Here is a 13,752-nt window from a genome sequence, read left to right as displayed (position 1 = left end):
CTTTGTTTAATCTATAGCAAAAACGTAAGTCAGCATAACAAACTTCTAATTACTGATATAGAAAATAATGTAGCGATTAGTCAAAGTCTCATCTACACCTTTATCCTTTAAGAAGATCAAAAAAAGCCATCAACCCTATTTTGCTGATGGCTTTTACTATATGAATTTTTGCTATTTTGCTATAAAGCTGCACTACTAACCACGTCAAACGCTATTCTTGGGCAATGAACTTGTTAAAAACCCGCTGGCACCGCTCCCATACGATCAGTAATCGGTTGCGGACGGCCCAATAGGCTACTATAAATAGTCGCGTTTTCCATCACGTGCTTGACGTAATTGCGTGTTTCAGGATAAGCGATAGACTCCACATATTGATCGGCAGCGAGCGAGCCATAGACCGGCTGCCAGCGCTTGGCATTGTTAGGGCCAGCATTATAACCAGCGGTTGCAAGGACAGGTTGATAATTGAGCTTACCCAAGATATCGCCCATATACCAAGTACCATAACGAATATTAGTATCGCCGCTATTAGCACGGCTGGCACTATAGCTCTCGCCTAGATTGCGCGCGATGTACTTAGCGGTATCGGGCATGACTTGCATCAGGCCACTAGCGCCAACGTTCGAGCGTGCTGAGGTCACAAAGCGGCTCTCTTGACGCATAATGCCATAAGCCCATGCCGGATCAATGCCTGCCTCTCGGCTATAGCGTACCACTGCGCTTTGGTGCGGCATCGGGTGCGATAGCGCTAAGCTGTCTACTCTATCAGTATTGTCCACCGCATAGATCGCGCGATCAAGCCAGCCCATATCATGCGCTACCCGCGCGGCAGCAATGATTAGATTATCATCACGCTTATCACGAGCTTGCTTGACCGCCCAGTTCCATTCGCGGTTGGCAAACGAGCGATTGGCATCGGAGTTATACAGCGCAAAGGCGCGCGCAAAGTTTGGCTCTTGCATTACACGAGCGCGATCAGCGCTGCTAATATTAGGTAAATTATTGCCACCTAAACGGCTGGCATCGAAGCGTTGACCGATTTTGTCTTTTGCCATTAAGCCATAATAGTCATTACTTTTTGCCAGCTGCTGATACATTCTCTTAGCGGTAGTACGCTTATTAGCATCGCTCGATTGCTCGTAAGCGCGCGCGAGCCAATACTGCCATTGATCTGACTTTTGAGTCTCGCTATCCATCTTAGAGATCGCCTCAGCGACATCATCCCAACGACTGAAACGGATAGCAGCCATCGCATAATCTTCGGCTTCTTCAAAATTAAAATCATCATCAAGACTGTTACGGAACCAGTCTACCGCCTCACTATTAAAGCCATCATCGGTATTATAATTCATCCGTTTGACACCAATAATACGATAAGCATAGCGACGCGTGTCATCATTCAATAAGCGCGCGTTACGCTGATTGTCCTGCTTGATATCGAAATCTAACTGCAGCGCGGCTTCGCGATAAGACTTATCGGCGAGGCGACCCATCGCGTATAAATAAAGATATTGGTTGGTTTGACTGTTGGGCTCTCTAGTGAATCGGCTAAGAAACGAGGAAGGATTAAGCTGAATCTCGCTCAGTGCTGAATAAGGAATAGGCGTCCCTAAGCGTGAAGATAGCGCCATAATATCGCCTGTCTTGCCGACACGCAGCATACGTTTCAGTCTCGAGACTCGATCGCTATTGCTAATAAGCGCGTTGTTATTCATCTCCATCGCTAGCTGCTCGCATAGCGCAGGCTGTTTTTTGGTAGTTAGCCAAACTTCAGACTTTTCTGCCAAGGCGCGCATCGTATCACCGCCATTATTGAACCCAAGGGCAATGGCGCAGCGCTCAGATCTATCAGCATTAGTAATCAGGTTCGCGACTTGACGTACCGCAGCATAATCATTAGCGCCCGCCTTGGTCTCCGCAAAATCAGCGACGAGTTTTTCGGCCATAACGGTACCTGGATATTGACGCACAAATTGCGAGACGGCCGCTGAACTTTGCGAATTAAGATCCAAATTCATTCGCCAATAAGTCGGATACATGGCAAATAGGCTGCCACTCATCAGCTGCTCATAATTGAACAAGGAGCTGATATCGCCTCTATTTTCCGCTTGCGCAGCGGCATTAAAATAGTCCACGCCGCTGCTGCCCTGCTGATAGCTACTGCCTGAATAGTAGCTCCCTTCTTGCTCAAAGCTCTCGCCATCACCCCAAGATAGCTCAGCACAAGCCACTTGTGATAATCCAAGGGCTCCCATAGCGGTCGCTAAGCTCAACGCACTCACTCGCAGCTTGCTGTTTTTGACGCTCTTTAATGCTTGTAGACTTAGAGTGTGGGTAGTCGTTTTCTCTTTGCTGTTATGAGCAACGCGCAATTTTGTCATACGGACTCTCTTTATATTCTTTAGTATCAGGTAAGTTAGTAGCAGGTGAATTACTGGCGTGTGCATAGCGATTTGGTGCCTACCGCTGCAATAAGACAACTTATCATACTTTTTATCATACTATATTTGCTTAACTTTCAACCAATAGCTTTACCATTTATCCATAATTAGGACAGTGCCCAGTAACAACAAAATGATACTGCTCGCCTTTTGCTAACGCATACTAACAGCGCACAGATACAAGCTGATACTCTCGCTCTAGTCCTAAAAGCTTAAACTATCTTATATTATTGGTGAGCGAATGATAAGCAATTGATACTATTATAAATAATTTATCAAACGAATGATATTCGCTACTGCTTACTTTTCACTTTACAGACTGATTATGATAAAATACGCGCCTTCAGTGCTTGGTCTGCAGCGTTTAGTCTTCAGCGCTTAGCCCCGCCAATCTGTTTAACCATGGACGTCTTGTTATGAGTGTTACTGTATTTGATCCGCGTATCGATAATATTGCTAGTGTTGACACGAAAGCTGTAGCGCTTGAAGCTTCTAACTCTGCGCCAGTAGCTACTGATAAACAGGCAACAAAGAAGGTGTTTATTACGACGCAAGGCTGTCAGATGAATGTCTATGATTCTGACAAAATGCTCGATGTGCTCGGCGACTCACACGGTATGCAAGTCACCCATGACATTGATGAAGCTGATGTACTCTTGATGAATACCTGCTCTATTCGCGAAAAAGCGCAAGAAAAAGTATTCTCAGAGCTTGGCCGCTGGCGCAAATTGAAAGAAAAACGCCCTGATTTAGTGATCGGCGTTGGCGGCTGCGTGGCCTCGCAAGAAGGCGATAATATCCAAAAACGCGCGCCTTATGTCGATATGGTGTTTGGTCCGCAAACTCTGCACCGTCTGCCAGAGCTCTACGATCAGTCCAATGAGCAAAAAGCTATCTCACCTAAAAACCGCATCGGTACTATCGATATCTCTTTTCCTAGTATTGAGAAATTTGACTTTTTACCTGAGCCCAAGGTCGAAGGTTATAAAGCCTTTGTCTCTATTATGGAAGGCTGCTCGAAATATTGCTCCTTTTGCGTGGTTCCTTATACACGTGGTGAGGAATTATCACGCCCGCTCGATGATGTGTTAGCCGAAATCGACAGCTTAGCGGAGCAAGGAGTGCGTGAGATTAACCTGCTCGGTCAAAACGTCAATGGCTATCGCGGCGAAAAAGACGATGGTAGCATTTGCCGTTTTGCCGAGCTCTTGCATTATGTCTCACATGTCGATGGCGTTGAGCGCATTCGCTATACCACTAGCCATCCGCTAGAGTTCACCGATGATATCATTGATGCTTACGCACAGTTACCTGAGCTGGTCTCGCACTTGCATTTGCCCGTTCAGAGTGGCTCAAACGCTATCCTTGCGGCGATGAAACGTAACCATACTATTGATGTCTATATTAATCAGATCAATAAGCTCAAAGCTATTCGCCCTGATATTCATTTATCGAGTGACTTTATTATCGGCTTCCCCGGTGAGACGGACGCCGATTTTCAAGATACTTTAAACCTAGCTAAGGAGTTAAACTTTGATCACTCCTATAGCTTTATTTACTCGAAACGTCCGGGCACGCCAGCAGCAGAACTGCCTGATGATGTCAGCTTCAAAACTAAGAAGGAACGCTTAGCTGAATTCCAAAAGGTGATTATCGATTCCACGCTAGCTAAGTCGCATGAGATGGTCGGCACTACTACTCGCGTATTAGTTGAACAAGTCGCCAATCGTCATCCTGATTGCTTAATCGGTACCGCGGATAATACGCGTACAGTGATGTTCAAATATGATGTCGATAAAATGGATGAGCTACTGGGTAAAATCGTCAGCGTAAAAGTGACTGATTTTGTCAGCCCACATATGGTTAAGGGCGAGCTGGTTGAGGTTTTGGCTTAATAGCTATTCATTCAAAGCTATTGCAATAAGATTATATTTTCGTCGGTTGCTGTAAAGCTTGCCACGCCCAACGATTTAAATGAGAAAAGCCGTTTGCTATCATTAGCGAACGGCTTTTTTATGAGTGACTACTAATATTCTAAAGGTATTCTAATGAATAAGTAATAGTGTTGTTTAACCTATAAAATGACTAATTGCTTCAGCCAATAATGCGGCGGCAATTAACATAAATATCACCCCGCAAGCGCGATTCAGCCAAGCCAGACGATCGCCAACATCGAGCCAGCCGGCCAATTGCTTGCCGCCAAGCGTATAGATGATTTGCCAAATGGTTTCGCTTAAGAACAAGCCAAAAGTCAGCATGATATACTGCGGCCAAAGCGGCGCGCTAAAATTAATAAACTTCGGAAAGAAGGCAGCGAAGAATAATATAGCCTTGGGGTTAGACAGTGATACCCAAACGCCGGTACGAAATAACTTTGAATTGCTAGGAATGACCTTGACCGCTGCACTAGATAAGCTACGTGGTTTCGGCTGCTGTGAGCTATTAAACACCTCAGAACTATCAAGGTTAGCCACTTCCTTACTCACTGCACTCGCCTCTGCCATCAAGTTGCTATGACCTGTATCGCGCCATGATAAGATACCTAAATAGATGAGATATAGCGCTCCTACTGTTTTGATAACTTCTAACAGCCAAGGCGATTGACGACTGATGACATCTAAGCCCAAGAGCGTCGATAGCAGTAGGATAAAAAGTCCGAGACTCAAACCTGCTAACGTCCAAAGCGTACGCTTAACACCATAATTTATCCCGTACTGAAAGGCTAGCAACATATTAGGGCCTGGAGTGGCGGAGATAAAAAAGGTACTGACAAAGAATATCGTAAATAGATGCCAAGACATCAATAACCCCTACTATTTGCAACTTTATTTATTAAAATTTAGCTTGCTCGCGATAAACCAAAAAATAAACACCGCCATTCAGACGGTGTTTTATTAATCATGATTATACTCTAAACGCTTCCAACCTATGAACGTAAGCTACAATTATTTTATTAATAAATAGCTAATTAACCGTACAACTGTCTAATAATTTTTGCAAGAACTCATCACAGCGCGCAATTTCGCTTAGCGCTACAAACTCATCGGCTTTGTGCGCCTGCTCGATACTACCCGGACCACAGATGATCGTTGGAATACCGTTATTGGTAAATTGGCCACCTTCGGTCGCATAAGCGACTTTATGACGCTCATGATCGCCAGTGAGCGCGGCGATGAGCTGCTGTAGCTCGTCATTGGTATTATCAGTCATCGCCGGTACGCCCTCTTCTTGCAGCAGCTCAATACCCGTTTCAGGGGCGCGCTGCTGCATCTGCGCAGTTAACTCAGCGATTTTGGCTTTGATCGGCGCTAACATATCGTCTTGGGTCATATGCGGCAAGTTACGATAATCAAAAGTAAACTCGCATAGGTTTGGCACGATGTTAGTCGCGGTACCGCCTTGTATGGTACCGACTGATAAGGTCGAATACGGCACATCAAATATCTCATCGTTATCTTTACGGCTGGTGAACTCATCCGCTAAGCTATCGACATAACCGACCAAGCGACTAGCATAGCTAATAGCATTGACACCTTGATGGGTCAAGGAGGAGTGCGCGGATTTGCCATGGACTCGGCAACGATAGACCGCAATGCCCTTATGCGCGACCACCATCGTCATATTTGTGGGCTCACCAACGATGCAGTAATCAGGAGTGATATCACGTGCTTTTAGATCGGCCAATATCAAAGGCGCTCCTAAACAGCCGACTTCCTCATCAAACGATAGTGCCAAATGTAGCGGACGACGCAATTGACCGCTATTTGACAGTTGTACCGTTTTGGGTAGTAAGCTCAATGCACAAGCAATAAAGCCTTTCATGTCACAAGACCCGCGTCCATAGAGCTTATCACCGCGAATCTGCGCTTTGAACGGATCAGAGCTCCAATCTTGCCCATCGACGGGTACTACATCGGTATGCCCTGACAATACTAAGCCGCCATTGATATCCTCAGCATTACGACCTGCTGGCACGGTAACAAATAGATTGGCTTTGTTTTTTTCGTCATTAAAAGTTAGCTCAACATTCAAACCCAACTGCTTACAATAGCTTTGTACGTCTTCAATCAAGGCTAAGTTTGAATGGCGGCTCACTGTATCAAAGCCAATCAAACGTGTCAGCCAGTCGATACTTTGCTTCGGATAACGAGTATCGGCTGTCGTTTGCTCGTCAGTATGGTTCACTGTCTTGGTAGACATGGTATGTCCTTATCTTATAAAAGCGTTTCTGCACTACAATGATGAAAGCCGCTCGTTACCCTCTTTGCTGAGCTTGGTGCTGTAATTCTTTCACTTCTTGATCTAAGCCTTCGACTGGTCCTTCGACAAGAATATCAGGGGCAACCTCTGAGATAGATAGAGAATTAATCGACAACGGCGCATCAACTCTCATCTCACTCATCCATTCGCCTAATTGCTTAGCAGAGCTGACATAAACGATGCGACCTAGCCCGGCCAGTCCATGCGCAGCTGAACACATCGCGCAGTGCTCACCTGAGGTATAGACCACCGCTTTTGCTCGCGCATCAATGCTCATATTTTTTGCCGCCCAGCGTGCTACCGCAATCTCCGGATGGTAAGTGGCATCGACACTATTGATACGGTTGCGATCTTCTCGTAATACCTTACCATCACCATCGACTAATACGCTGCCAAATGGCATATCACCCGCCTCTAACGCTTCAGCAGCTAGCTCGACGCAGCGGCGTAAATGGATCATATCAGCATCAGTTATCATATCTACTCCTCAAATAGGTGATAAGTTATTACTTCTATTCTAACAATACATCACCCATAGATGAGGGCTTTTCAGTAACCAATCTTAGGACGGATTATTTTGATTCATCACATCCATGACCGGTGGCATGGGCTTGGGCAGCTTACCTTCCGCTTGTAGCTCTTGAGTAGTCTTAGCATCGATTGGTAGTCCGGCAATTAGCGCAAGATCCTTCACCGATTTGCGTTTGCGGGTGGCAAAGCTGACGGGCACCATACGTGCAAACTCATAAATATAAAGATAGGACTCTTCACCGCCCTCAAACTCGTCTTCTTCAGCTAAACGAATCGCGCCAATCTTTGCCAAATCAGAGAGCATCTCGTTTTCCTCAGAGCTTAAGCGACAATCAGTAATACCAAAACCGGTCATAAACCCATTCGCCCACTGTTTCAGCGCCATTACGCGCTCGTACAAATCATGTTCATCATCCGGCACTAGCGGCATATAGGCGTAAGCATCATCTTTATCCTTTAGCTGAAATACCGTGTCCTCGGCCTCCTCAGTCAATAAAGTTAGCGCCTCTTCGGGCAGAGCTTCAAAACTAAGCTCGCTCAAAATAGCCGCCCAACCTTGCTCATCAGGCGCGTTGCAGGCGGTCATCAGCCCGGTCATCAAGCCATGTATCTCACTGATAGTCACATCCGTCCAACCTGCAAACGCATCCGACCAAGTGTTCCAGCCTGAAATATTATCATTCATAAATACATCCTGATTTAAAATAAATTAAGGTTAAATAATGGCTACAAAGTATAAATTTGCATAAATATGCCCGCTATAAGCTCAGCGGCAATTACTTTGTTGATATAGATATTATGAGGTCACTTATGGCATTATTAAACGCATAAAGCCAATTCATTCACATCACGTTTCTTAAGGATAAAAACTGACTATGTATGATCAATTAAAAATCTTAGAAAAAATGATACTAGACATAAAAAAACAGCATCAACTGGTCAGTAATGAACTCAGTCAACTAAAACAACAGCCCCATCCTGATCCAAAAGAGCTGTCTACTCTAAAAACCCAGCTCAGCAGCAGCAGCAATGAGCGTGATACTGCCAAAAAACAACTGAGCGATCTAGACAAGCGCTATCAAAGTTTGGCCGAAGCTCATCATATGATAGGGGAAGAGCAAGACAAACTACAGCAGCAACTGGGCGATTTAGAACAAAAAAATAGTGAGCTTAAACAGATCAATCAGCGCTTAGAGCAGCAAAACCAAGAAGCACATAAACAGCTCGATGATATCAAGCAACAAAATAGTGATTTACAGCAAAAAAACCAACTGGCAGCTGAGCGTACCCAAGTGGTATTACAGCGCTTGACCCGTATTGACCAGATGGATAGCTAAGCGCTTTAACGTCAATTTCAAACCTTTATTTTGTAGGATTTTTTATGACTGATAACCGTACTGACTCGCAAAACCCAGCGCTCGCAGCAACGAGTAAAAGTGGCGACACGACTAATAAGAGCGACACGACCAATAAAAATAGCACTGTAAAAGCGGATAGCAATCCAAATACGCCGCCGACTCAGCGCCAAGACGCATACGCTCAAAGCCGAGTAGTCGAAAGCAAAGCGGTGCGCTCATCGGCTAATGCTAATGGCCCGGCCGAGACAACTGACCCTAATAAAAGCAATGATATGACTAATGGTAAATCCGCCGACAAAACCAAAGAGCTGCAAAACAAAAAACCAGAGAATAAAAATCTGGAAAGCAAAAAGCCGGAAAGTAAAAAAATAGATATCGTAATCGCCGGTGCCAGCTACCCTATTTTTTGTCCCGCTGATGAAGAGCAAGAGCTAAGAGCAGCAGAGAAGTTCATCAATGACTTTGCCACTGCGATCAAAAAAGACGCACCTAAGCTGAATCAAGAAAACCTGTTAGTCTTGTCTTGCTTGAATTTGTATGAACAAATTAACGCTTATAAAACCTCAGCAGCTGAACGTCAGCAGCAAAGCAAACAAAACGAGCAGTTATTAAATAAAATCATGCAAGAAGCGCAGTCTGTTCTCTAAACCTATTTTTAAACCCAGACACGCCTAGGAGTGAGCGTTATAGACTTTTCCAGCATGAAAGTCGGCCTGATGCTCGTAGTTACAGAAAAATAGCTCTTGATTCTTGTCAGCAGCCGTAACGGTCGTCATGCCATCTGCAGCTGGTGCCGCTTCGGTATTAGGCTGAGTTTCGAGCACGCCGCGATACTCAGCAAGACTATGACCGCAAAAGTTGCAGGTGCGCGGGGTGGTAATATCGCCTGCTTGCGGCATCATACTTTTGGGCGCACGCGGATACATGACTTTATAAAACAGCCACATGCAGATCCAAATGATAATAATAGTGGTAATAACAGCGAACACGGCAAGGCTCCTTTGAGTAGCGGACAACGCTCTGGATATTGGGGTCTGTTGAACATTAGACCGTGGCAGTGCCTTCTTGCGAATGTTCAACAGACCCTAGAGCGTCTTAAATCTTCACCTTTAGATTTTACGGTAAGTTACGCACTTCGTATAGGACGCACTCACAAAAAACTGGCTTCATAAAGCCAGTTTTTGGTTTATCAGTTAAACGATGACTTCTAGAGTTGCAGCTCGCTAATATCAGCAACCGTTAAGAATAGCGCGCGGACCTGCTTTAGTAGTGCTAAGCGATTGGCTTTTAGCGCCGCATCCTCACTATTAACCATGACGCTATCGAAAAACTGGGTGAGCGGCTCATCTAAGCTGGTTAAGGTTTGCAAGACTTGGGTATAATCCGCCTGCTCTAACAGCGGCGCGACTTGCTGCTGCGCTTGCTGCACTTTAGCGTATAAAGCTTGTTCAGCGGCTTCAGTCAGTAGCGACTCATCGACACGATCAGCGACTGTATCTTCTGACTTAGCAATGATATTAGCCACGCGCTTATTAGAATCCGCGAGCTTTTGCGCCTGCGGTAATTCACTAAAGGTCTGTACCGCGCGGATACGCTGGTCAAAATCAAGCGGCATGTGCGGATTTATCGCTTGCACCGCTTGGATGGTATCGACGCTGACGCCTTTTTCGGTATACATCGCGCGATAACGCGAATTTAAGAACGCCATCACCTGAGTGAAGGTATCGCCCATTTTTGCAATCTTACTGCCCTCGCTGCTGCTATAATTCTTAATCGCTTGCTCAACCAGCGCCACTAGGTTAATAGGTAGCTGCTTTTCGATTAAAATACGCAAAATACCGATAGCCGAACGGCGTAAGCTAAACGGATCTTTTGATCCTGTTGGTGCTTGATCGATAGCAAAGATACCGACTAAGGTATCCAAACGATCGGCTAGCGCTAAGCAGATACCAATCGGCGTCTTTGGTAACACGTCACCGCTAAACTTAGGCAAATACTGCTCTTCAATACTGGCAGCGACCGCCTCAGGCTCATTATTCAAGCGCGCGTAATAGGTACCAGCGATACCCTGCAATTCTGGATACTCTCCGACCAAGGAGCTGGCTAAGTCCGCTTTGGCTAGTATGGCAGCGCGTACCGTCTCATCAAGGTCAATCGTCTGCCCTTGCTCTTGCATGAGCCCAGCGATAAAGCCAGCAAGCTTGGCAATACGCTCAGACTTCTCCCAAATCGTCCCAAGCTGATCTTGGAACACGCGCGTCTTCAAGCTCTCAGTCATCGCGAATAATGGCTGCTTTTGGTCTTGTAAAAAGAAAAATTCTGCATCGGCTAAGCGCGGACGCACAACTTTTTCGTTGCCTTCGACGATTTGGCTAGGGTCTTTTGATTCGATGTTGGTAATAAAGATAAAATACGGTTGCAGTTTGCCATCTTTGTCGGTCAGACAAAAATACTTTTGATCCGCTTGCATGGTTGAGATAAGCGCTTCTTGCGGTACTTGCAAAAACCTGGGCTCAAAGCTCGCTCTTAGCGCAATCGGCAAATCAACCAACGCCGTCACTTCATCTAATAGTTCTGCCGGAACAATAGCATCGGCATTGACTTGATCGGCTAAAGTTTTGACCTGATTGTTTATCAGCATCCGGCGCTTATCAAAATCAGCAATCACTTTTGAGCGCTCAAGCAGCGATTCATAATTATCGGCATGATCTAGCTCATAATACTCTGGGCTATGGAAGCGATGACCACGGGTCTTTGCGCCAGTCTGATGACCTTGAATAGTCGCATCGATGACTTGCTCATCTTGCATCAAGACCACCCACTGCACCGGACGTACAAACTCTTCTCTACTCGCACCTGAACGCATACGCTTAGCAATTGGCAAATTGTCTAATGCCGTCTGGAAAATATTGGGTAATAATTCAGTCGTCGCTTGACCGTGAATGGTTTGCTCATAGCCGACGTAATCGCCTTTATCAGTATTGATCGTCGTCAGCTCGCTGGCCTCTATGCCTAAGCCTTTGGCAAAGCCCATAGCGGCACGAGTGGGATTGCCCTCGCTATCATAGGCCGCTTTAATGGCAGGGCCGCGCTTTTGCTCGCTGCGATCGGGCTGCTTATCGCTAATACCTTGAATCTGAATCGCCAAACGACGCGGCGCGGCAAAGGCTTTGATACTATCGAAGCCAATCTCTGCTTCATTTAACTGCTCGGTGACACTCGCTTGTAGCGCATCACGTAAAGGCTTTAGGCTTTTTGGAGGTAGCTCTTCACACCCCAATTCAAATAAGATGGTACTCATGGGATGCTCCTATTTATTAACTTCAGTATTAGTACTGTTATTGTTATTAGTACTGGTAGGCTGGTTTTCAGTAGAACCTTCAGTAGCCACTGTCATATCTTCTTTGGGCAAATACTTATCAATAGCGGCTTGACGGTGCGCTTCATCAGCTAACGGGAAGCCTAACCTAGCGCGTGCTTCGACATAACCAAAGGCGACCTTTCGCGCCAGCGTACGTACGCGCAAAATAAAGCGCTGACGCTCAGTGACCGAAATCGCGCCGCGTGCATCGAGCAAGTTAAAAGCATGCGACGCTTTTAGCACCATCTCATAAGCAGGTAAAGGCAAGCCTGCAGCCACCAGTTTATCCGCTTGCGCTTCATAAAAATCAAAGAACTCGCCCATCTTCGGCACATCAGCGTGCTCGAAGTTATAAGTCGACTGCTCGACCTCGTTTTGATGAAATACATCGCCATAAGTGACGCGGCCAAACTCACCATCTGCCCAAACCAAATCATACACGCTATCAACGCCTTGTACATACATCGCTAAGCGCTCAAGCCCATAGGTAATCTCGCCGGTGACCGGAAAGCACTCGATACCGCCGACTTGCTGGAAATAGGTAAACTGGGTGACTTCCATACCATTGAGCCAAATCTCCCATCCTAAGCCCCACGCACCAAGAGTAGGCGACTCCCAGTTATCTTCAACAAAACGAATATCGTGTACCAAAGGATCGATACCGATGGCACGTAAAGAGTCTAAGTACAGCTCTTGGATATTCGGCGGATTCGGTTTGAGCACTACTTGAAACTGGTAATAATGCTGCAAGCGATTGGGGTTATCGCCATAGCGGCCATCGGTCGGACGGCGTGAAGGCTGTACGTAAGCGGCGTTCCAGCGCTCAGGCCCTAGTGAGCGCAGAAAAGTCGCCGTGTGAAAGGTGCCCGCCCCAACTTCCATATCATAAGGCTGCAATACCACGCAGCCTTTGGATGCCCAATAGTTTTGTAGGGTTAAAATCAAGTCTTGAAAGCTCAAAGGATTAGAGTCTTTAGGGGAGTTTTCATTATTAGCAATACTGTCTTGGGAGGTCATAAAAAAATCACTATGAAATAAGTAGGATTAGAGCGAGCTTAACTAAAAATAGTTAAGCTTTGCTAGCTTGTTCGGCTACGCCTCTATTAACTTGCTTACCTTACTAAAAAATGGTCATTTTATCCATATATACAGTAACTATATTTATAGTATTTGATTTATAGCAACTATATTTACAGCGATATTTACTACGATTGGATTTAGCTCATACAGTTCAAAACTGTCTATATTTGACCAAAAAGAATAAGCTCATACCTTGCAAAACAAAAAAATACCCAAATGCGTAAACATTTGGGCAGGAGGAAAAGTGTGATACCGGTATCCTGTTGCGTCAGGCTTTTTGTTTTTTATAAGCTATTATTTTTATTATAGTTAATACTTCGATAATTTTATTTAGTTTGCTATTTATTAATAGGATTGGCTACCTGCTTTTGGCATGACGATCCACAATATAATGTAAATCAAGATCCCTGGAACTGCAGCACTTAGTGAAGAGATAATGACGAATAATACTCTAACCCAAGTCGGTGACCATCCTAAATACTGAGCGATACCGCCCATAACTCCAGCGATCATTTTATTATTTTGCGAGCGATGCAACTTAACTAACTTACTCAAAGTTTTTACTCCTTCTCGAGCGATTTAACTTATAAATAAGTATAGCAAGCATTTACTTTTTATCTGTTGATGCTTTAAGCGTGCTTTGTGACTTTATGATAATCAAAGTTGCCGTAACCTGTCGTAAAGTGCGGTAACTCCCTGATTTTAAATAGTTATTTCAAAA

12 protein-coding genes are annotated in these 13,752 nt (G+C 45.2%); 3 read left to right on the top strand and 9 right to left on the bottom strand.

The window, feature by feature from the left end:
• Positions 1-233: 233 nt before the first annotated feature.
• A complete protein-coding gene (locus tag ACS8FD_RS02205) occupies positions 234-2,381 on the bottom strand; it encodes a lytic transglycosylase domain-containing protein (RefSeq protein ID WP_439274243.1) in 2,148 nt (715 codons plus the stop codon).
• A gap of 476 nt (positions 2,382-2,857) precedes the next feature.
• Between ACS8FD_RS02205 and miaB the strand changes: the two genes are divergently transcribed.
• On the top strand, positions 2,858-4,336 hold the full coding sequence (miaB, locus tag ACS8FD_RS02200; protein WP_439274242.1) for a tRNA (N6-isopentenyl adenosine(37)-C2)-methylthiotransferase MiaB: 1,479 nt from the start codon (positions 2,858-2,860) through the stop codon (positions 4,334-4,336).
• Between the two features lie 174 nt (positions 4,337-4,510).
• On the opposite strand, the gene ACS8FD_RS02195 is transcribed toward miaB, so the two are convergent.
• From ACS8FD_RS02195 to ACS8FD_RS02180, 4 genes are all read right to left on the bottom strand, one after another.
• The gene (locus tag ACS8FD_RS02195) at positions 4,511-5,242 is read right to left on the bottom strand and encodes a LysE family translocator (RefSeq protein WP_439274241.1); all 732 of its coding nucleotides are present in this window, start codon (positions 5,240-5,242) and stop codon (positions 4,511-4,513) included.
• Between the two features lie 163 nt (positions 5,243-5,405).
• Positions 5,406-6,641 carry an acetylornithine deacetylase gene (gene argE / locus ACS8FD_RS02190; RefSeq protein ID WP_439274240.1) on the bottom strand — a complete coding sequence of 412 codons (1,236 nt, stop codon included), beginning with the start codon at positions 6,639-6,641 and terminating at the stop codon, positions 5,406-5,408.
• Between the two features lie 55 nt (positions 6,642-6,696).
• Positions 6,697-7,179: a nucleoside deaminase gene (locus tag ACS8FD_RS02185; RefSeq protein ID WP_439274239.1), complete on the bottom strand. Its 483-nt coding sequence runs from the start codon at positions 7,177-7,179 to the stop codon at positions 6,697-6,699.
• A gap of 84 nt (positions 7,180-7,263) precedes the next feature.
• Positions 7,264-7,917 (bottom strand): UPF0149 family protein, encoded by a 654-nt coding sequence (locus tag ACS8FD_RS02180; RefSeq protein ID WP_439274238.1) that lies wholly within the window; start codon positions 7,915-7,917, stop codon positions 7,264-7,266.
• Positions 7,918-8,107: 190 nt separating this feature from the next.
• Between ACS8FD_RS02180 and ACS8FD_RS02175 the strand changes: the two genes are divergently transcribed.
• The gene (locus tag ACS8FD_RS02175) at positions 8,108-8,569 is read left to right on the top strand and encodes a hypothetical protein (RefSeq protein ID WP_439274237.1); all 462 of its coding nucleotides are present in this window, start codon (positions 8,108-8,110) and stop codon (positions 8,567-8,569) included.
• A 44-nt stretch (positions 8,570-8,613) separates the two neighbouring features.
• Positions 8,614-9,237, top strand: coding sequence for a cell division protein ZapA (locus ACS8FD_RS02170; protein WP_439274236.1), 624 nt, complete (start codon positions 8,614-8,616; stop codon positions 9,235-9,237).
• Between the two features lie 24 nt (positions 9,238-9,261).
• Here ACS8FD_RS02170 and ACS8FD_RS02165 read toward each other — a convergent pair whose 3' ends face one another.
• The 4 genes from ACS8FD_RS02165 to ACS8FD_RS02150 form a co-directional block, all read right to left on the bottom strand.
• A complete protein-coding gene (locus tag ACS8FD_RS02165; protein ID WP_439274235.1) occupies positions 9,262-9,579 on the bottom strand; it encodes a hypothetical protein in 318 nt (105 codons plus the stop codon).
• A gap of 218 nt (positions 9,580-9,797) precedes the next feature.
• Positions 9,798-11,891 (bottom strand): glycine--tRNA ligase subunit beta, encoded by a 2,094-nt coding sequence (gene glyS / locus ACS8FD_RS02160; RefSeq protein ID WP_439274234.1) that lies wholly within the window; start codon positions 11,889-11,891, stop codon positions 9,798-9,800.
• Positions 11,892-11,900: 9 nt separating this feature from the next.
• Entirely contained in the window at positions 11,901-12,968 is a 1,068-nt protein-coding gene (gene glyQ, locus ACS8FD_RS02155; RefSeq protein ID WP_439274233.1) for a glycine--tRNA ligase subunit alpha, read from the bottom strand.
• Positions 12,969-13,376: 408 nt separating this feature from the next.
• On the bottom strand, positions 13,377-13,586 hold the full coding sequence (locus ACS8FD_RS02150; RefSeq protein ID WP_439274232.1) for a PspC domain-containing protein: 210 nt from the start codon (positions 13,584-13,586) through the stop codon (positions 13,377-13,379).
• Between the last annotated feature and the right edge of the window lie 166 nt (positions 13,587-13,752).

The organism is Psychrobacter sp. 1U2, from assembly GCF_051847575.1.
This window is presented reverse-complemented; position numbering and strand designations above follow the sequence as displayed.